Raw genomic sequence first — 19697 nt, 5'->3', positions numbered from 1 at the left:
TCATTCTGTTTACAGTCGCAACCATTTTTGCAATATTTGTTTTCATAAACTTCATGATTTCCACACATTTATTGACACTATGTTCACATTCTCATGCGCACAGACTCAGAAATATTGACCGAAAACGTCACCTCTAAAGCCAACTGGCCCCTGGCGCTCTGTGCGGGTTTATTAGGTATCGGGCAAAACGGCCTGCTGGTGATGCTCCCGCAGCTGGTGACCCTGACCGGGCTGTCGCTCTCGGTCTGGGCCGGGCTGCTGATGTTCGGATCCATGCTCTTTTTACCGGCATCGCCCTGGTGGGGACGCCAGAGCGAGCGGCGGGGGTGTAAGGCCGTGATGGTGGCCTCGCTGAGCGGCTATCTGGCCAGTTTCGTCGTCATGGCGCTGGTGGTCTGGGCGATGGCGGCCGGAAGGCTGGATACTTACTGGGGACTGGCGGGGCTGATCCTCTCGCGTCTGCTCTACGGACTGACGGTCTCGGGGCTGGTGCCTGCGGCCCAGACGTGGGCTATTCAGCGTGCGGGGCTGGAGAAGAGAATGGCGGCGCTGGCGACGATAAGCTCCGGCCTCAGCCTCGGACGTCTGCTCGGCCCGCCGCTGGCGGCGCTGATGCTCAGCGTCAATCCGGTGGCGCCACTCTGGCTGATGGCGATCGCGCCGTTAATCGCCCTGCTGCTGGTGCTTCGCGAAGTCGCGGACCCGCCGCTGCCGCCTGTGGCGCACCAGGCGACCCGCCTGCAGGCCTCCATGCTGCCGTTCCTGCTGCTGGCGCTGCTGCTGGCGGCGCTGGTCAGCCTGATGCAGCTTGGGCTGTCACCGCATCTTAGCCCCCTGCTGGAGGGCAATGCCCGGGACATCAGCCATCACGTTGCGCTTCTGCTGAGCCTGGCCGCGCTGGCCACGCTTGCGGCGCAGTTTCTGGTGGTCCGCCCGCAGCATTTCTCCCCGGTGACGTTACTCTGCATCGCGGCGGTGTTAATGGTGGCAGGGCTTGGGCTGATGACCGTCGCGGGTTTAACGCTGTTCTACGTGGGGATTGTTATCACTTCACTCGGGGCGGCGATGGCCACGCCGGGCTACCAGCTGCTGCTGAACGACAGGCTGACCACCGGAAAAGGGGCGGGCGTCATCGCCACCAGCCACACGTTAGGCTACGGCGTCAGCGCGCTGCTGGTGCCCGTGGTGACGCGTTTTTACGGCGAGCAGTCTTTAACGGTGGCCGCATGGGGAATGGCATTGCTGTTTTTAGCGTTGAGCATAGGGGTACGGTCAACCGAGCGTACCCCTGCTGAAAAACCTTAGTGGATCTGGCGGGAGGAATGGCCGCCAGACTCCTCATTTTGCCGCAGACGCTGCAGGGGATCCTGCTGATAAAACTGGCAGAAGCGCTGCCACAGCGCCGGGAAACGGGGCGCGAAGAGCTCGGGGGCGCTGAAGAAATACTCCGAGAGCACCGCAAAGCACTCGGCCGGGTCGGTTGCCGCATAGGCGTCAATGCTGGCCGCGCTTTCGCCGACCAGGTCTATCTCATCCTGGATGTTATCCATCGCCGCGTGCAGATCGTGCTCCCAGCCCGCCACCTCGCGAAGCGGGATCAGCGGTACTCCGCTGGCGCGATCGCCGTTGCGGGTATCCAGCTTGTGCGCCACTTCATGAATAATCAGATTAAAACCGGACGCATCGAACGAGTCCTGAATGTCGAGCCAGTTCAGGATGATCGGCCCCTGCTGCCAGCTTTGTCCGGACTGCACCACGCGCTGGTTGTGCACCAGCCCGATATCGTCCTGCCATTCGTCATCCACCACGAACGGCGCGGGATAGATAAGCACTTCGTGGAAACCGTCCAGCCACTCAATGCCGAGCTCAAGCACCGGCAGACAGAATAGTAGGGCGATGCGCGCGTTTTTCAGGGGATCGAGTTCGAAACCCTGCAGTGGAACCAGGCGTTTTTGCTGTAAAAAACGATCCGCCAGCTGAACCAGTTTCGCTTGTTCATCCGGCTTAAGATTTGCCAGAACAGGGATCGTCAGCGCGTCATCCCATGGCAGCGCCATATCCCGGCCAGCCTCATTCGTTTTCCAGGGCCACTTTATCATCGCTTTGCTCGCAAACTCGTCACATGAACAAAAATGGGAAAGTCAGGTTCGGTTAAGATGCCAGAAAATCGCTCGCTGCGACAATTCCAGCCTGAATAAACTATCATTCGTACGTAGCGGTGGGTAGCGGTTTGCGGGTATCACCTTCATTTTGTGAAGTCTGTCGTAGCCTTAACCCACAGGTTCAGTGAAGAAATCAGTACGGTATTGAAAAATGAGCGATTTCAAAGGTAACAAGCAGGACCTGCCCAGCCGAGCGTGCGCGCACTGCCAGCGGCCCATGACGTGGCGCAAGAAATGGGCGAAATGCTGGGATGAGGTCAAATACTGTTCCGAGCGCTGTCGCAGGAGCCACCGTTGACCGAGCTGCGCCTGATCCTGGGCGATCAGCTTAATCCGCACCACGGCTGGTTTGATGACTGCAATCCGAATGTCATTTACGTGATGCTGGAGCTGCGGGCGGAAACCGCATACGTGCTTCATCACGCCCAGAAAGTGATCGCCATCTTCGCGGCCATGCGCGCGTTTGCCTCTGCGTTAAAGGAAAAGGGGCATCGGGTGAGGTACGTTCGGCTCTCTGACAGCTCAAACCGCGGCGCGCTGGAAGACAATCTAAACGCGCTTGTCGCGCATTACGGCGCGGACAGGGTGCTGTGGCAGGAGCCCGACGAATGGCGTCTTGATGCGCAGCTGCAGGCGTGGGCGAAAACGGCCTCCGTCGAAACGGCCTGCGTCAGCAGCGAGCATTTCTTCACCACCCGTGAACAGGTGAGCACGTTTTTTGCGACGCGTAAAAGCTGGCGAATGGAGTACTTTTACCGGGAAATGCGTCGTCAACACGGCATACTGTTGACCTCAGAAGGCGAGCCGGAAGGGGGAAAATGGAATTTTGATGCTGAAAACCGCAGGCGCTGGTCAGGCGAGCCGCCCGCGCCGGGGGACTCGCGTCCGCTCCATGATAATTCAGCCCTATGGGAGGAGATCCAACGCTGCGGCGTAAACACCTTCGGCGAACCGCAGGCCGGGAAGTTTCGCTGGCCGCTCAACCGTTCGGAAGCCAAAGCCGGGCTGGATGAATTTGTCACTCACGTGCTCCCGCTGTTTGGCGCCTGGCAGGACGCGATGCACGCGGAGGAGCCTTTTCTTTTCCACTCGTTAATTTCATTCGCGCTGAACACCAAAATGCTTAATCCGCGGGAAGTGGTGGCTGCCGCCCAGCAGGCATGGCGTTCGGGCCATGCGCCGCTGCCTGCCGTTGAAGGGTTTATCCGACAAATTCTCGGCTGGCGGGAGTACGTGCGTGGGATTTACTGGTCGCAGATGCCGGGCTATCGGGAGCTGAATGCCTTAGACCAGCACGCCCCGCTGCCGGATTGGTTCTGGACGGGCAAGACGCAGATGCGCTGCCTGGCGCATGCCGTTGGACAGTCGCTCACCGAGGCTTACGCCCACCATATCCAGCGCCTGATGGTCATCGGGAACTTTAGCCTGCTCAGCGGCCTGTCGCCGCAGGCGGTTCATGAATGGTATCTGGGGGTCTACATTGATGCCTTTGAATGGGTGGAGCTGCCCAATACCCTCGGCATGAGCCAGTTTGGCGATGGTGGGTTACTGGCGAGCAAGCCCTACGTCTCGAGCGCGTCATATATTCATAAGATGAGTAATTACTGTCAGGGGTGCCGGTATCAGCACAACCAGCGTACCGGAGAGCTGGCGTGTCCCTTCAATGCTCTTTACTGGGATTTCTTTGCGCGCAATCAGGCGCGTCTGGGTAACAATCCCCGCCTGGGCATCGTCTTTAAACAGCTTGCGGACATGAAGGAAGAGGAGCGACAGGCCATTGCCGATCGCGCCGGGTATGTTCGCCTGCATCTCAACGACCTCTGACGTATTTCAACACCGCGCCGGTTGCGGTGGGTCAATAAGACGCTATTATTTTTGACTTTGCTGCGTATTCCCTGACAGGACATCCAGACGCTATGCCCGTGAATTTTGACCTTAACGATCTTTATGCTTTCAGAGCGTTAGTGGAATACGGTAACTTCCGTGTCGCTGCTGAATCTATCTGCTTATCCCAGTCGGCGCTGAGCCGCAGGATTGAAAAGCTGGAAGCCGCGCTGGGAAACCGGCTTTTTGACCGTACCACCCGCCGCGTGGCCTTAACCTTATACGGGCAAAACTTTGCTGAACGCTCCGCGCAGCTGCTCGACAACGTTGAGTCAATGCTGGCGGATGTTGATAAAGTCAGTGAAGAGCGGACGGGGCTGATCGCGGTTGCCGCGGTGCCGTCCGCCGCCTGTTACTTTATGCCTGATGTGATCCGTCGTTTTCAGTCTCGCTATCCGCGCGTTCGCATTAAGCTCATCGACAGCAGCGCGGGGAACGTGATTGACGCCGTGGCCCGAAGCCAGGCGGATTTTGGCATCTCCTTCGCAGGAAACTTGCCGTCTGACATCGAATTTTTCCCGCTGGTGGAGGATGTCTATGTTGCGGCGTGCCGAAAGGATCACCCGCTGGCGCAGAAGAGTCACCTGACGTGGCAGGCATTTTACCAGCAGGATTACATCTCCCTCGATAAAACGTCAGGTAACCGTAACCTGCTCGATCGGATGCTGGGGGATATCATTCCCGAACGCCCCAGCGTCTGCGAAACGCGCCACGTTACCACGATGCTCGGCATGGTAGAGGCGGGGATCGGCATCGCTGCCGTTCCCGCCATGTCGATGCCGACGTCAGAGCACACGCTGCTGACGCATCTGCCGCTGGTGGCGCCGGAAGTGAAACGCACCGTGGGGCTTATCCGGCGCCGGGGGCGCATCCAGTCCTACATTGCGGCTGAACTGGAAAAGCAGATTACCGAGCAGTATCGCCGGACGTAACGGGGATCATCCCCGTCTCCTGGATGACGGCCCTTGAGGGCGGTGAGGCGAGATAGGTCAGCAGCGCTTTCCCCTCCGCGGGATGTTCGGCATGGCGGGTGACCGCACCCGCGAAGCGCGTGATGTACTGCAGATTATCCGGGATTTTCCCGATAAAGGTGACGCCCTGAACCGGCAGCAGCTCGCTGACCTGCTGGAAGCCCACGGCGTATTTTCCTTTCGCCACTTCTGAGGCGACCGGAATACGCTCGACCATTGTCGCTTTGCCCGCCACGTCCTTTTCAATCCCCAGCTTTTTGAACAACGCCTGGCTGACATACCTGCCGCTGGCGCTGTCAGAGTAGGCGATGGAGCTGGCCTGCAGCAGCGTGTTACGCAAACTCGCCTCGCTGCTGATATCAGGGACATCCGCACCTTTTTTCACCACCATGCCAACGGGAGAGTCCGCGAGTTCAGTTCGCGAACCCGGCTGGGTCTGGCTGGCTTTTTCGAGCTTCTCCAGCGCATCCCCGACCATAATCACCACGTCGGCTTTTTCGCCGCGCGCCAGTCGGTTTGGGATCGCCTGCGGCGTCGCGCCCATTGAGGGGCCGGGGATGATCACGATTTTATCCCCGGTCCGGCGTTCATATTCCGGGGCCAGCTTTTCAAGGGCGGCTTTGAAGCCGCCTGAGATCATGACCTTCACGTCCTGGGCACAGGCATTGACGCTCAGGAGCGTCAGCACCAGCGCGCTGGCGGTATAGCGATAAGTGCGTTTCATACTGCCCCCTGTGACTTGACGGTGTTTTGCAGCGATACCGCGCGGCGGCGGTAGAGGTAGAGCGTGGCCAGCAGGGCACACACGGCAGCGAAGCTCATCCAGTAGCCAGGCGACGCTTTGTCACCGGTGTATTCAATCAGCGCGGTGGACATTACCGGGGTAAAGCCGCCAAAGACCGCCGTTGCCAGGCTGTAAGCCAGAGAGAACCCCGCCACGCGCACTTCAGCAGGCATAATCTCCGTCAGGGCCGGGATCATCGCGCCGTTATACAGGCCGTAGAGGAAGGAGAGCCACAGCAGCACGCTCAGCATCATGGAGAAGCTGGGGGCGCTCGCCAGCAGCGTCAGGGCAGGGTAGCTGGTCGCCAGCGCCAGCAGGGCCATGGCAATCAGCACCGGCTTGCGCCCGAAGCGATCCGACAGCGCGCCGCCCACCGGCAGCCAGATGAAGTTAGAAATCGCCACCAGCAGCGTGACCAGCAGGCTGTCCGAGGCGCTGAGCATCAGCACCTTTTTGCCAAAGGTAGGGGCGTAAACGGTGATCAGGTAGAACGCGGTGGTGGTCATCGCCACCATCAGCATGCCCGCGACCACCACCTGCCAGTTGCCGAGCAGCGTTTTAAAGACCTGACGCATCTCCAGATGATGGCGGCGCGCGCTGAACTCTTCCGTCTCCTCCAGCTTGCGGCGCAGGAAGAAGATAAACGGCACGATTAAGCAGCCGAACAGGAACGGGATGCGCCAGCCCCATTCGCGAATGGCGCTCTCCTCCATCAGGGCATTCAGGGCAAAGCCCATCGCCGCGGCGACCATAATGGCGACCTGCTGGCTGCCGGACTGCCAGCTGGTGTAAAACCCCTTGCGGCCCGGCGTGGCGATTTCAGCCAGGTAGACCGAGACGCCTCCAAGCTCTGCACCGGCGGAAAAGCCCTGCAGCAGACGGCCCGTCAGCACCAGCAGCGGCGCCCACAGACCGATGCTTTGATAAGAGGGGATAAGCACAATCAGGAACGTCCCCGCCGCCATGATGGAAAGCGTGACGATCAGCCCCTTTCTGCGCCCAACCTTGTCGATATACGCGCCAAGCACGATGGCCCCGATGGGCCGCATCAAAAAGCCCGCGCCGAAGACGGCGAAGGTCATCATTAGCGACGCGAATTCACTGCTCGCCGGAAAGAACGTGTGGGCGATGTAGGTGGCATAGAAGCCGAAAAGAAAGAAATCGAACTGTTCGAGAAAGTTGCCGGACGTCACGCGAAGTATCGCGCCCGCCTTAGATCGTACGGTTGCAGGTGAGGTTGAGGAAAACATGGTTATCTCCAGTTTATTGTTGACGTTTTACGCGTCTGTTTCTGAAAACTGGATCAGGACGAGGAAATAGATAAGCGCAAATGCCGCATCGGCTGATGCATTTTTTGCATGAATACCATTCACGGTGTAAATACAATTAATGGCAACAATAACTTAACAAGTCGTTGTCTTTTTATTCACCAATATTCTGTAAGTCTCTGATATTACGATTTTGTGATGTGGCGCAGGGGGGCGCTTCCGAAAGCGCCGGGTAACCGCTTCATTACCCGACGGGTGCAATTTAGCGCAGCGCCCTGGCAATAGCGCTGAACATCAGAGAGGCCTCCAGCGGCTGGGCGCTAAAGGACGGCTCCGCCTGCGGCCAGGTAGACCACTGGACGATAACCAGCTTTTCCTTCTGGTTCACCACGATCATTTGCCCAAAAATGCCCAGCGCCCAGAGTGAACCTTTCAGCGAATCCTGCGCTGCTGGCTCAACGCCGGTGGCGTTGACGGGCACAGCGTTGTTCCACCACTGATAGCCGTACAGCCCGTCTGGATGGGCGTCTGATACCGAGCCTTTTGCCTTTGTCCAGTCTGACGACTGCGGGATCCAGTTATCCGGCAGGATCGTCTTACCGTTCGGCAGCGTACCGTTGTTCAGGATAAATTGCCCGAAGCGACCCCAGTCCTCCAGCGTGGCGTTAAAGCCGTGCGCGCCGACGTCGTGCTGGCCTTTGCTGTAGGCATGCCACACGCCGTCGCTCGCCATGCCGTACGGCTGCCAGATGCTTTTCTCCAGATAGGCTGCGAGCGTCATGCCGGTGGCGCGCTCCAGCACGTCACCCAGCAGCCAGGCGCCGCCCGATGAGTAAGACCAGCTCTCTCCGGCCGGGTGAACCCTGCGTAGTCCCTTCACCAGCTTGCGCACGCAGTCGTAGGTACCCGGCTTCGCCTCGCACTCGGTGAGCTGCGCGAAATCGGAGTTCGGGTTGGTGTAGTCCTCGTTCCACGCCACGCCCGAGGTGTGGGTGATAAGCTGTTTGAGCGTCACGTCGTCCCACGCGGTGCCTTTCAGATCGGGTTCATACTGTGTGACCAGGTCGTTGAGCGAGTGAAGTTTTCCCTCTTTGAGGGCAACGCCCACCAGCGCCGAAACGACCGATTTACCTACCGAGCGCGAGGTCCAGAGCGTGGAGTCGGTATTGCCCTGTGCAAGATACTTCCAGGCGATTTTGCCGTCTTTCAGCACCAGCATACCGCTGACGTTCTGGCGTTTAAGGTACTCCTCCAGGCCGTAGCGCCTGCCGTTGACCTGATAGTAGGCGTCCTTGAGCGGCTTATCCGACACCCGCAGCGGCACGGCGCTACCGTGGCGGAAAATATCCCCGGCGTAGTTGCGGTAGTCATTGCGAAAGCCCACCACTCGGTCAGCCTGGCTCCAGGTGAGCATCTTATGGGTGTCCGGCAGCGCGGCGTCAAAGGGGGCAGGGCAGGCGCTGAGGTCGGTGCCTTCGCAGGCGGCAAATGCCGCAGGGGACAGCAGGCTACTGAAGACAAGACCCGCCAGCAGAGCCTGGTTTACTTTTTTGTTTTTCATATCCGTCTCGTATGGGTTAAGAACGGCTTCAGTTTAAAAAGCCCGGCGCTATAATAAAAAACGCATAATGGGGGAAAATCCCCCCTAATAACGGAGGAAACGTGGCGGGTCTACTCTATTCATTTGCACAGCTTGAGGCATTCACCGCCGTGGCTGAGAACGGCAGCCTGAGTAAAGCGGCGGTGGTGCTGAAAAAAGACCGAACGACGCTTCGCGATCTGATTGATTTTCTTGAGGACGGGTTGGGCTATGCGCTGTTTATTCGCGACGGGCGTACCCTGCGCCTCACGGCGGAAGGAGAGCAGCTTCAGCGCCAGGCGCATCTGCTGATGCGGCAGGTAAAAGCCTTTGAGGCCTTTGCCAGAGAAGTGCCCCACGGTGCCACGCAGGATCTGACGCTGGTCTACGATCCTTTTACGCCCAGAGCCTTTCTGCACGAGGTCATCGCTGAAATGGTAGCGCGAAAAGTCCGGCTGAGCCTCATCTGCGCCTCGCGCGATGAATCTGAACGCCTGCTGACGAGCGGCCGCGCGGATCTGGCCATCTGCCAGGCGCGCAACCGCAGCGTGGGCAACGACATGGAGTGGCGGGCCCTGGGGGCAATCGATATGGATTTTTACGCCTCAAGCACGCTGTTTTCGGATATTTCATCCCCCCTGTCGCTGCTTGACCTCTCCCTGGTTCCCCAGGTCGTTATGCACCCTGCATCGGACGAGCCGGTCGCGCGTCGCCTGCAGATTTCCGGGCATACCCTTTTTACTAACGAGCAGGAAATGCTGCGCGGCCTGCTGGAGCGCGGATGCGGCTGGGGATTCTTACCGACCCATTTTCATGCCGCGCGGTGGCAAAACGTAAAAAGGCTGCGCACCGAAGTGGGCAGCCAGGGGATTAGTCAGACGATGGTCACCATCTGGAAGCCGGGGAGCGACAAGCGCGCCATCATTGCTGACGCGCTGGCGCTACTGCCGGACGTGTGGAAGCACTCAGCGCTGTGAACAGCCTTTGCACTGCTGGTTCTGGATCTGCTGGAAGAAATCGTTGCCTTTGTCATCCACCAGGATAAACGCCGGGAAGTTCTCGACTTCGATTTTCCAGATGGCTTCCATTCCCAGCTCCGGATACGCGACGCATTCCAGGCTCTTAATGCTGTTTTGCGCCAGCACCGCCGCCGGGCCGCCAATGCTGCCCAGGTAGAAGCCGCCGTGCTTATGACAGGCGTCGGTTACCTGCTGGCTGCGGTTGCCTTTCGCCAGCATGATCATGCTCGCGCCGTGGGATTGCAGTAAGTCCACATACGAGTCCATACGTCCCGCCGTGGTCGGGCCGAGTGAGCCAGACGCGTAGCCTTCCGGCGTTTTGGCCGGGCCCGCGTAGTAAATCGGGTGATCTTTGACGTACTGCGGCAGTTCTTCACCGTTGTCGAGCAGCTCTTTCAGCTTCGCGTGGGCGATATCGCGCGCTACGATGATGGTCCCGTTCAGCGACAGACGGGTAGAGACCGGGTGCGCGGAAAGCTGCGCCAGGATCTCATTCATCGGCTTATCGAGATTGATGCTCACCACGTCGCCTTCGCCCTGCTGGCGCAGTGACTCCGGAATGTACTGACCCGGGTTGTGCTCCAGTTTCTCAATCCAGATGCCGTCGCGGTTGATTTTCGCTTTGATGTTGCGGTCCGCGGAGCAGGAGACGCCCATGCCGATCGGGCAGGAGGCACCGTGGCGCGGCAGACGGATCACGCGGATATCGTGGGCGAAGTATTTACCGCCGAACTGCGCGCCGAGGCCGAGGTTCTGCGCTTCCTGGAGCAGTTCCTGTTCGAGCTGAACGTCGCGGAACGCCTGGCCGTGTTCGTTGCCTTCGGTTGGCAGCGCGTCGTAGTAGCGCGTGGAGGCCAGCTTCACGGTTTTCAGCGTGCTTTCGGCAGAGGTACCGCCAATCACAAACGCGATATGGTAAGGCGGGCAGGCCGCAGTGCCCAGGGTGCGCATCTTCTCAACCAGGTAGTTTTTTAGCTTCGCCGGGGTGATCAGCGCTTTGGTTTCCTGGTAGAGATAGGTTTTGTTGGCAGAACCGCCGCCTTTTGCCATGCACAGGAATTTGTATTCGTCCCCGTCCACGCTGTAGAGATCGATCTGCGCGGGCAGGTTGGTGCCGGTATTCACCTCTTTATACATGTCCAGCGCCGCATTCTGCGAGTAGCGCAGGTTATCTTCAATGTAGGTGTTATACACGCCCTGGCTCAGGGCCGCTTCGTCACCGCCGCCGGTCCAGACGCGCTGGCCTTTTTTACCCATGATGATCGCGGTGCCGGTATCCTGGCAGGTTGGCAGCACGCCTTTTGCGGCAATTTCAGAGTTACGCAGGAACTGCAGGGCAACGTATTTGTCGTTCTGGCTGGCTTCCGGGTCGTTGAGAATGGCGGCAACCTGCTTCTGATGGGAAGGACGCAGCATAAACGCGGCATCGTGGAAGGCCTGCTGCGCCAGCAGGGTCAGGGCTTCTGGCTCCACCTTCAGGACTTCCTGACCGTCGAATTCGGCAACGGAAACGTGCTCTTTGGTCAGCAGGTAGTATTCGGTGTCGTCATGGGAAAGAGGGAAAGGGTTCTGATAAAAAAACGGTTTATTCGACATAGTATTGCTCCACAAAAATAAAACCGCCGGAGGAGAAGTCCGGCGGTCAGGAATCAGAACATCATGGACATCCACGGATAACCAATCAGCAGCAGGGCCGCCAGGAAGATGGCACCGAAGATGGTGCCGAGGCGCCAGTAGTCTTTGGTTGGCAGGTAGCCGCTACCGTAGTAAATCGGGCTTGGGCCAGTACCGTACGGGGTGATGATCCCCATGACGCCCAGCGAGGTCACCATCAGCAGGACAAACACTTCCATATTCATGCCCGGAATGGTAGAGGCGATGGTCAGCATCGCTGGCAGCAGCGCCGTCGTGTGCGCGGTGGTGCTGGCAAACAGGTAGTGCAGCAGGTAGAACGCCAGCAGCAGGACGATGGTCGCCACGCCCGGGGAGATACCGCTCATTAACAGACCGCCTTCTTTACCTAACCAGCTGATAAAGCCGGTAGAAGAGAGGCCATCCGCCAGTGCCACCAGGGTGGCGAACCAGACGAAGGTGTTCCATGCGGCTTTGTTACCGGTGATATCGTTCCACTCCAGCACGCCGGTCCACAGCATCAGACCAACGATGAGCAGGGCCGCCATGGCAGGCTCAATCCACGCGGCAGCGAAGATCCACATCAGCAGCGCACAGCATACGAACACCAGCAGCAGAATTTCATTGCGGGACAGTTTGCCGAGTTTTTCCAGCTCGCGGGTCGCCCACAGCGGCACTTCGTTATTCACTTTAACTTCGGGTGGGTAGAACCAGTAGGCCAGCAGCGGCATGGCCAGAATCAGCAGGATACCCAGCGGCAGGAAGGCGAGGAACCAGGTGCCCCAGGAGATATCAATCCCAACCGTACTTTTCACCAGCGCCAGGGCCAGCAGGTTTGGCGCGAGGGCGGAGAGGAACATTGAGCTGGTGATACAGGCCGCGGTGATCGCCACCCACATCAGGTACGAACCAATCTTACGCGCGCTTGGGTCGTTGGGTTTTGAACCGTACAGCGGCGGCAGGTTAGCAATGATTGGGTAGATGGTCCCGCCGCTGCGCGCGGTGTTGGACGGGGTGAACGGTGCCAGCAGCAGGTCCGCAAACGTAATGGCGTAACCGAGCGTCAGGCTGCGACGGCCGAGGTACTTCACCAGAATCAGCGCCAGACGGCGGCCGAAGCGGGTTTTGTCATAGCCTGCGGCGAACATAAAGGCACCGAAAATCAGCCAGACGGTAGAGTTACCAAACCCGCTCACCGCCCATTTAAAGGAGGCGCCCGCCAGCTTGAATTTCGGGTCAGCCAGCTGTTCAGGGCTGAACAGCACCCACTGGCTGCACAGGGCAATGGCGACGACGCCGGTCAGGCCGATCACCGCGCCCGGCAGGGGTTCGAAGATCAGACCGACGATCACGCCGACAAAGATGGCGAAGTAGTGCCATGCGTAAGGCGGCAAGCCTTCAGGAACGGGAACAAACAGCAGCAGTACGGCGACGACGATGGGTAACGCCATCATCAGCAGTCGTTTTGCGTTTCCATTTGATGCCTGGTTCGCCACTGGGGGCGTTACAGCAGTTTTTGTATTCATAGTTTCACGTCTTAAGTTGTCAAAAATTCGGTCGCACTGAAAAACGAAATCACTTTTTTAAGTTTCTTTGCTTTTTTTAGTTATTAAAGGTGCTTTCTTGTGTTTTCAGTAATAGCGATTTAACGCGTTTTTGTGTGCGCTAAATTAAAAAATGATGATGTTTTTATATTGCGCTTTTGAATGCCATAACTATTGATCGCGATCAAAAAAATAGAATTGCAGCGTTATTTTTATGCTTTTATTAATAACCACTCTGGCGTATGTGGGTATTGCGTATTTTTTGCGTTTTATTTATCATTTTATTAACAATATTGATTTCGGTGTAATCATATATTGTTGTTTTTATAGGGTTTAGTTGTGTTGTGGTGAATTGGTTTTACCATTAATAATTTAACGAATTTTAAATTATTGTGAATGGCTGAATTACAATCGCTAACACCAATGTGTTATTTGTGTTATCTCAGGGATTAAATAGTTTTTTAACTAACGTAATAACTTTAGAAACTAAAAAAATCATTATATTAATATCATGACATCGGCAAATAACGACGAAATAAAAAATCAATCCGATAACGAATTCTTAATTTTTAAAAGTTTGGAGTTTCAATTATGAGCACTAACGAACGCATTCTAAGCCCCTTCACATTACCGAATGGTACTGAACTGAAAAACCGTTTGTTAATGGCCCCTATGACAACCTGTACCGGCTATTTTGACGGCACCGTCACCAGCGAGCTGGTGGAGTACTATCGGGCCCGTTCCGGCAGCATTGGTACCATCATCGTGGAGTGTTGCTTCGTCGACGATCTCGGTCTCGCCTTCCCGGGCGCCATCGGTATTGATAATGACGAGAAAATTGCCGGGCTGGCGAAAATCGCAGAGGCCATTAAGTCTAAAGGGTCTAAGGCGCTGCTGCAGATCTACCACGGCGGCCGCATGGTCGACCCAAAACTGATTGGTGGCCGTACCCCGGTTGGCCCGAGCGCCGTAGCCGCGCCGCGTGAAGGTGCCGCAACGCCGGTTGCGCTGACCGCTGAAGAAGTGGAAGGCATGATCGGCAAGTTTGGTGAGGCCGTGCGCCGCGCCATCCAGGCCGGTTTCGACGGCGTGGAGATCCACGGGGCGAACACCTATCTGATTCAACAGTTCTACTCACCGAATTCAAACCAGCGCGATGACGAGTGGGGCGGCAGCCGCGATAACCGCGCGAAGTTCCCGCTGGCGGTGCTGGACATTACCCATAAAATGGTGCGCCAGTACGCGGACGACGCGTTTATTATTGGCTACCGCTTCTCCCCTGAAGAGATGGAAGTCCCGGGCATTCGCTTTGACGACACCATGTACCTGCTGGAAAAACTGGCGGCGCGCGGCGTGGACTATCTGCACTTCTCCGTCGGCGCGACCCTGCGCCCTTCCATTGTCGACACCCAGGACCCAACTCCGCTTATCGAAAAATACTGCGCGATGCGTTCTGAAACGCTGGCGCAGGTTCCGGTCATGGGCGTGGGCGGCGTGGTAAATGCTTCAGATGTGAATGAAGCGCTGGACCACGGTTACGATCTGATCGCCGTGGGCCGCGCCACCATCGCTTATCCGGACTGGACAGACCGCATCGCGGCCGGCGAAAGCCTTGAGCTGTTTATGGGCAGCACCCAACGCGAGGCGCTGAGCATTCCTGAACCGCTGTGGCGCTTCTCGCTGGTAGAAGCGATGATCCGCGACATGAGCATGGGCGAATCCAAATTCAAACCGGGTACCTTTGCTGAGAAAGTGCAGGATGACGCTAACGAACTGGTGATTAACGTCAGCCTGGAAACCGACCGCATTGCGGACATCGAGCTGGCCTCCGGCCCGAGTGAAGACGTTGAGTTTGTGACCAGCTTTGAAGAGATCCGTACCCGCATTCTGGACGCCAATACCCCGCACGTGGATGCCATCACCGGCGCAACCAGCCAGAGTGAAGCGGTGAAGAAAGCGGTCTCGAAAGCGATGCTGAAGTCCAGCAAGGCGCTGGCCGCGGAAGAGGGCGTTGACCCGAACGAAACCCGCAGCGTGGACGTGGTCGTTGTCGGCAGCGGCGGCGCCGGTCTGGCGGCGGCGATTCAGGCTCACGACGAAGGCGCGAGCGTGCTGATTGTCGAGAAAATGCCAACCATCGGCGGGAACACCATTAAAGCCTCTGCCGGTATGAACGCCGCCGAAACCCGCTTCCAGCGCGTGAAGGGCATTCAGGACAGCAAAGAGCTGTTCTATCAGGAAAGCCTGAAAGGCGGCGGCAACAAGAACAACCCGGAACTGCTGCGTCGCTTTGTCGAGAACGCGCCGCAGGCGATTGAGTGGCTTGCAACGCGCGGCATCATGCTGAACGACATCACCACCACCGGCGGGATGAGCATCGACCGTACTCACCGTCCAAAAGACGGTTCTGCGGTGGGGGGCTACCTGATCAGCGGCCTGGTGCGTAACGTCAACAAACGCAACATCGAGGTGATGCTGGATACCTCCGTCAGCGACATCATCTTCGAGAACGGCGAAGTGACCGGCGTACGTCTGACCACCGAAGAGAACGAAACCGTCACCGTGGCAACCAAAAGCGTGATTGTCGCCACCGGTGGTTTCAGCGCCAACAGCCAGATGGTAGTGAAATACCGTCCGGATCTGGAAGGGTTCGTCACCACCAACCACAAAGGGGCAACCGGCGGCGGTATCGCGCTGCTGGAGCGCATCGGGGCGGGTACCGTGGATATGGGCGAAATCCAAATCCACCCAACCGTTGAGCAGAACACCTCGTACCTGATTTCCGAATCCATTCGCGGCGGCGGGGCGATTCTGGTCAATCAGAAAGGGGAACGCTTCTACAACGAAATGTCGACCCGCGATAAGGTCTCGGCCTCAATCATCGCGCTGCCGGAGAAATACGCATACATCGTCTTTGACGAGCACGTGCGTGCCAAAAACAAAGCCGCGGATGAGTACATCGCGAAAGGTTTCGTGACCAGCGCCAGCTCGCCAAAAGCCCTGGCTGAAGCGCTGGGGATGGATTACCACGCTTTCCTCGCGACGCTGGAACGTTACAACGGTTTCGTTGAGAAACAGCACGATGACGATTTTGGTCGTACCACCGCGCTGCGTGCGCCTATCAACGAAGGGCCGTTCTACGCCATTCAGATTGCGCCAGGCGTGCACCACACCATGGGCGGCGTGACCATCAACACCGAAACCTGCGTGCTGGACAGCAACCACAACGTTCTGCCAGGGGCATTTGCGGCCGGTGAAGTGGTCGGCGGGATCCACGGCGGTAACCGTATCGGCGGTAACGCAGTGGCAGATATCATTATTTTTGGTACGCTTGCAGGACATCAGGCGGCTATGCGTTCGAAAAAGCAGTAAGACCCCTGTGTAGTAGGCCGGATACGCGCAGCGTTATCCGGCATTTTCCCCGGCGGCGCGGTGCCTGCCGGGGCTACATCTGAGGACTCTTGCTATGCCTGATAGCCATCGCGTTTACAGCTACTCCGCCGTCCTGATGGGCTCACCCATTCTCCTGAAACTCTTCTCCCACGATGAAGCCCTCGCGTCCCGCGTGTTTCGCCTGATCAAACAGTACGAAGATCTGCTCACCGTTAATCGCGCGCACTCTCAGGTGATGGACATCAACCATGCCGCTGGGCAGCATCCGGTTACCGTCAGCCGGCCGGTCTTTGAGCTGATCCGCTGTGCAAAAGCGGCAAGCCTGCTGAAGGACAGCGCTTTTAACCTGGCGATAGGTCCTCTGGTGAAGCGCTGGAAAATTGGTTTTCAGGGGGACAGCGTTCCGCCTGCCGATGAAATCGCGTCGCTGCTGGCGATTACCCGTCCTGAAGATGTCCTCCTTGATGAGGCCAGCAGCAGCGTGTTTCTGACCAGGGCGGGGATGGAGATCGATCTGGGGGCCATCGCCAAAGGCTATATCGCCGACAGGGTGCGTGATCACCTTCGTAAAGAGGGCGCTGAGCTGGGGCTGATCAACCTCGGCGGGAACATCCAGACGTTAGGCTCGCCGGAAGGGGGCTGGGGTGTAGGGCTGAAAAAACCGTTCGCCGGTGACGCGCTGATCGGCACGATGACCGTAGAGAACCTGTCCGTCGTGACGTCGGGAACCTACGAGCGCTACTTCGAACAAAACGGCAGGCGCTATCACCATATTCTCGACCCGCGCACCGGGTATCCGCTGGACAACGAGCTGGACAGCGTGACGATTGTTTCGAAAGACTCCATCGACGGCGATATCTGGACCACGCTGATGTACGGCATGGGTGTCGAAAAGGGCTGCGCTGCGCTGCGTTCTCGTCCTGATATCGAAGCGATTTTTGTGACCAAAACAAAAGAAGTGGTGATCTCCTCGATGCACCACTTCCGCTTTACCCTGCTGGATAACGACTACCGCGTTACTGACAGTATTGCTTGAGCAAGCCGGTCTGCTCCGGCTGGAGACGGTAGCGATACACCGGACGGCCGGTGGCACCGTAGTGAATGCTGGTGAACAGAATGTTGATTTGCGCGAGCCAAATCAGGTATTTACGGCAGGACACGCGGGAGATATTGACCGCGTTTGCCAGGTCATCGGTAGAAAACTCCGTCTCCGGGTGAGCGTCAATCCACTGGCAAATCGTGCGCAGCGTTTGCGGCGTTAACCCCTTCGGCAGCTTTTTACTGTCCGCCAGTTCCGGCGCCCCGCCGTGGATCAGCCGGTCGACGTCGGCCTGCTCATAGTACTGGTGCGAACCCATCAGGTTGTGCTTTGCCTTCCAGCCGTTCAGCGCCTCTTCAAAGCGCGGGAACTGGAAAGGTTTTATCAGATAATCCACCACGCCGTAGTGGATGGAGGTCTGGATCGTGGCGGCGTCGGCAGCCGACGAGATCATAATCACATCGATTGGGCGGCCGGATGCGCGAATAACGGGAAGCAGATCCAGCCCGTTATCCTGCTGCATATAGACATCCAGCAGCACCAGATCGACAGGCTGCCCGGGGTTATTAATGATGGCCTCGGCCTGGTTTAGCGTGGAGGCGACGCCGCAGCAGCTAAAACCCTCAACACGGTTGACATACAGACGGTTGAGGTCGGCTACCATGGCGTCATCATCGACAATTAATACATTTATCACGCGATATTCCTCTCGCTATCCCAGGGGATGTGAACAAAAAATTGGGTAAATACGCCTGGCTCAGACTCGACGCTGATATCGCCGCCGAGGTTCTGAATTTGCTGGCGAGCAAGGAACAGCCCAACGCCGCGGTTTTCACCTTTTGTTGAGAAGCCCTTTGTAAAAATAGCTTCCAGCTGGGCGGGATCAATGCCGGGGCCATCGTCGCTGACTTCGCAGCTGAGCCAGCCGTTCTGATAATGCAGCAGCAGGCCAATCTCACCTTCCTGCTGTCCTTCCATCGCGTCGAGCGCGTTTTCAATAAGGTTACCCAGCGCGGTGATCAGCACCGCGACCTGCTCTTCACTCGCGGTATCCGGTATCTGGCATTCATCCGCCAGCGTCAGGGTGACGCCCGCTTCTTTCGCCCGGTTGATTTTACCCAGCAGGAACCCGGCGATAACCGGGGATTTTACCTTGCTCTGTATCGTACCGATATCCGTCTGGTAATTTTGTGCCGTCTGAATGATGTACTCTTCCAGCTTGTCGTAGCGCTTCATGTGCAGCAGGCCCAGGATCACATGCAGTTTATTCATAAACTCGTGGGTATGGCTGCGCAGGGCGTCGACGTAGTTGACCATGCCGTCAATCCGCTGCATCAGCTGGCTGATTTCGGTTTTATCACGGAAGGTGGTGATGGCGCCGATCACCCGATCCTGACTTTTAACGGGCACCATATTGCACAGCAACAAACGCCCGTTACAGCTAATCTCCTGATCCTGGCGCGCAACGCCCGTCTTTGAGACTTCACGCAGGCTGGCCAGCAGGGGCGCGCTGGCGTTTTCGGTCTGCTTGCCGGAGGGGAGAAGCAATATTTCTCTGGCGGTCTGGTTGATCATCGTCACGCGCCCGTGAATATCGACGGCCAGCACCCCCTCACGAAGCGACTGCAGCATCGCCTGACGCTGTTCGAACAAGGCGGAAATTTCGTAAGGTTCGAGCCCGAACAGGATGCGTTTCAGGACCCGCACCAGACCCCAAATCGCCATCGAACTCATAAAAATACTGAATAAAATGGTCCAGACGGCGTTTAGCCGCCCGCGGGCAATCTGCTCTTCAACCTTATTCAGCGAGATACCGACCACTACCACGCCGATCTGTTCGTGCTGGCCGTCGTAGACGGGCGTGAAAACGCGCAGCGCTTCGGCGAGCGCGCCCCGGTTAACCGATACGTTCTCTTTGCCTTCCAGCGCGGGGGTTAAATCATCACCGATAAAATGCAGCCCCAGCAGCGCCTCGTTCGGGTGTGAATAGCGGATCCCGCGCATATCGGTGACCACGGTGAACAGCAGATCGTTTCGTTTCGTCACCGCCTGGGCAATGGGCTGAATAATATTCTCCTGCGGTGCATGCATCAGGCCGCGCTGTATCTCGGGGCTGTCGGCGAGGGTGCGGGCAATGCCGAGCGCGGTGTCTTTCACATCATCGCGGGTCGCCCGGGTGATTTGTACGGAGTAGAGCGCAAAGACCACCAGCAGCACAGAGGCAATAATCGCGCCCACCATCAACGTGACCAGCGTATTCAGTTTCATGGGGCGCTTGCGCGTCGGAAGGAAAGGCTGCAAATCGCTCATCAACACTCCGCGAGGATTAAGAAAGGGGTAATTATCGCCGATGACGGGCTTTTCTTAAAGCCATGTAAAGGCGTGTATTTGGTCCTCTTTTCGTGACCCTCCTCGCAGGTCA

General features: G+C 57.6%; 15 protein-coding genes. 7 read left to right on the top strand and 8 right to left on the bottom strand.

Annotation, left to right across the window (positions count from 1 at the left end):
* Nucleotides 1-93: 93 nt before the first annotated feature.
* Nucleotides 94-1305: an MFS transporter gene (locus AC2TE5_RS14365; protein ID WP_484611866.1), complete on the top strand. Its 1212-nt coding sequence runs from the start codon at nt 94-96 to the stop codon at nt 1303-1305.
* Here the strand turns inward: AC2TE5_RS14365 and mtfA are convergent.
* Entirely contained in the window at nt 1302-2099 is a 798-nt protein-coding gene (mtfA, locus tag AC2TE5_RS14360) for a DgsA anti-repressor MtfA (RefSeq protein WP_032658707.1), read from the bottom strand. The genes AC2TE5_RS14365 and mtfA overlap by 4 nt on opposite strands.
* A gap of 214 nt (nt 2100-2313) precedes the next feature.
* On the opposite strand from mtfA, the gene AC2TE5_RS14355 reads away from it, so the two are divergent.
* The 3 genes from AC2TE5_RS14355 (at nt 2314) to psrA (ending at nt 4978) form a co-directional block, all read left to right on the top strand.
* On the top strand, nt 2314-2460 hold the full coding sequence (locus tag AC2TE5_RS14355; RefSeq protein WP_071891562.1) for a DUF2256 domain-containing protein: 147 nt from the start codon (nt 2314-2316) through the stop codon (nt 2458-2460).
* Nucleotides 2457-3986 (top strand): cryptochrome/photolyase family protein, encoded by a 1530-nt coding sequence (locus tag AC2TE5_RS14350; protein ID WP_484611865.1) that lies wholly within the window; start codon nt 2457-2459, stop codon nt 3984-3986. The genes AC2TE5_RS14355 and AC2TE5_RS14350 overlap by 4 nt, the downstream gene beginning before the upstream one ends.
* 92 nt (nt 3987-4078) lie before the next feature.
* A complete protein-coding gene (gene psrA, locus AC2TE5_RS14345; protein WP_213327920.1) occupies nt 4079-4978 on the top strand; it encodes an L-proline-binding transcription factor PsrA in 900 nt (299 codons plus the stop codon).
* On the opposite strand, the gene AC2TE5_RS14340 is transcribed toward psrA, so the two are convergent.
* The 3 genes from AC2TE5_RS14340 to AC2TE5_RS14330 all read right to left on the bottom strand — a co-directional run bounded on the left by AC2TE5_RS14340 (nt 4953) and on the right by AC2TE5_RS14330 (nt 8630).
* Complete coding sequence (locus tag AC2TE5_RS14340; RefSeq protein ID WP_339274564.1) at nt 4953-5741, bottom strand: substrate-binding domain-containing protein; 789 nt, start codon at nt 5739-5741, stop codon at nt 4953-4955. The genes psrA and AC2TE5_RS14340 overlap by 26 nt on opposite strands.
* Nucleotides 5738-7051 carry an MFS transporter gene (gene tcuC, locus AC2TE5_RS14335; RefSeq protein ID WP_023336204.1) on the bottom strand — a complete coding sequence of 438 codons (1314 nt, stop codon included), beginning with the start codon at nt 7049-7051 and terminating at the stop codon, nt 5738-5740. Before tcuC ends, AC2TE5_RS14340 begins: the two co-directional genes overlap by 4 nt.
* 280 nt (nt 7052-7331) lie before the next feature.
* Complete coding sequence (locus AC2TE5_RS14330; protein ID WP_484611864.1) at nt 7332-8630, bottom strand: serine hydrolase domain-containing protein; 1299 nt, start codon at nt 8628-8630, stop codon at nt 7332-7334.
* Between the two features lie 101 nt (nt 8631-8731).
* Between AC2TE5_RS14330 and AC2TE5_RS14325 the strand changes: the two genes are divergently transcribed.
* On the top strand, nt 8732-9625 hold the full coding sequence (locus AC2TE5_RS14325; protein ID WP_484611863.1) for a LysR family transcriptional regulator: 894 nt from the start codon (nt 8732-8734) through the stop codon (nt 9623-9625).
* Here AC2TE5_RS14325 and fumA read toward each other — a convergent pair.
* Nucleotides 9614-11263, bottom strand: coding sequence for a class I fumarate hydratase FumA (fumA, locus tag AC2TE5_RS14320; RefSeq protein ID WP_213327916.1), 1650 nt, complete (start codon nt 11261-11263; stop codon nt 9614-9616). The two genes, AC2TE5_RS14325 and fumA, sit on opposite strands and share 12 nt — an antisense overlap.
* A 53-nt stretch (nt 11264-11316) precedes the next feature.
* Nucleotides 11317-12825 (bottom strand): anion permease, encoded by a 1509-nt coding sequence (locus AC2TE5_RS14315; RefSeq protein WP_073961501.1) that lies wholly within the window; start codon nt 12823-12825, stop codon nt 11317-11319.
* 609 nt (nt 12826-13434) lie between these two features.
* Here AC2TE5_RS14315 and AC2TE5_RS14310 point away from each other — a divergent pair.
* A complete protein-coding gene (locus AC2TE5_RS14310; protein ID WP_484611862.1) occupies nt 13435-16215 on the top strand; it encodes a flavocytochrome c in 2781 nt (926 codons plus the stop codon).
* Nucleotides 16216-16309: 94 nt separating this feature from the next.
* Complete coding sequence (locus AC2TE5_RS14305) at nt 16310-17272, top strand: FAD:protein FMN transferase (RefSeq protein ID WP_484611861.1); 963 nt, start codon at nt 16310-16312, stop codon at nt 17270-17272.
* Here the strand turns inward: AC2TE5_RS14305 and dcuR are convergent.
* Complete coding sequence (gene dcuR / locus AC2TE5_RS14300) at nt 17253-17972, bottom strand: two-component system response regulator DcuR (protein ID WP_023336197.1); 720 nt, start codon at nt 17970-17972, stop codon at nt 17253-17255. The two genes, AC2TE5_RS14305 and dcuR, sit on opposite strands and share 20 nt — an antisense overlap.
* Nucleotides 17969-19585 carry a sensor histidine kinase gene (locus tag AC2TE5_RS14295; protein ID WP_484611860.1) on the bottom strand — a complete coding sequence of 539 codons (1617 nt, stop codon included), beginning with the start codon at nt 19583-19585 and terminating at the stop codon, nt 17969-17971. Before AC2TE5_RS14295 ends, dcuR begins: the two co-directional genes overlap by 4 nt.
* Nucleotides 19586-19697 lie beyond the last annotated feature (112 nt).

The sequence above is a fragment of the Enterobacter sp. N5-15 genome, assembly GCF_057221635.1.
This window is presented reverse-complemented; position numbering and strand designations above follow the sequence as displayed.

Coding starts and splice junctions, on each gene's coding strand:
- psrA (WP_213327920.1), top strand. CDS start 4,079: ATGCCCGTGAATTTTGACCTTAACGATCTTTATGCTTTCAGAGCGTTA.
- fumA (WP_213327916.1), bottom strand. CDS start 11,263: ATGTCGAATAAACCGTTTTTTTATCAGAACCCTTTCCCTCTTTCCCAT.
- AC2TE5_RS14315 (WP_073961501.1), bottom strand. CDS start 12,825: ATGAATACAAAAACTGCTGTAACGCCCCCAGTGGCGAACCAGGCATCA.
- AC2TE5_RS14340 (WP_339274564.1), bottom strand. CDS start 5,741: ATGAAACGCACTTATCGCTATACCGCCAGCGCGCTGGTGCTGACGCTC.
- AC2TE5_RS14355 (WP_071891562.1), top strand. CDS start 2,314: ATGAGCGATTTCAAAGGTAACAAGCAGGACCTGCCCAGCCGAGCGTGC.
- AC2TE5_RS14305 (WP_484611861.1), top strand. CDS start 16,310: ATGCCTGATAGCCATCGCGTTTACAGCTACTCCGCCGTCCTGATGGGC.
- mtfA (WP_032658707.1), bottom strand. CDS start 2,099: ATGATAAAGTGGCCCTGGAAAACGAATGAGGCTGGCCGGGATATGGCG.
- AC2TE5_RS14330 (WP_484611864.1), bottom strand. CDS start 8,630: ATGAAAAACAAAAAAGTAAACCAGGCTCTGCTGGCGGGTCTTGTCTTC.
- AC2TE5_RS14365 (WP_484611866.1), top strand. CDS start 94: ATGCGCACAGACTCAGAAATATTGACCGAAAACGTCACCTCTAAAGCC.
- AC2TE5_RS14295 (WP_484611860.1), bottom strand. CDS start 19,585: ATGAGCGATTTGCAGCCTTTCCTTCCGACGCGCAAGCGCCCCATGAAA.
- tcuC (WP_023336204.1), bottom strand. CDS start 7,051: ATGTTTTCCTCAACCTCACCTGCAACCGTACGATCTAAGGCGGGCGCG.
- AC2TE5_RS14310 (WP_484611862.1), top strand. CDS start 13,435: ATGAGCACTAACGAACGCATTCTAAGCCCCTTCACATTACCGAATGGT.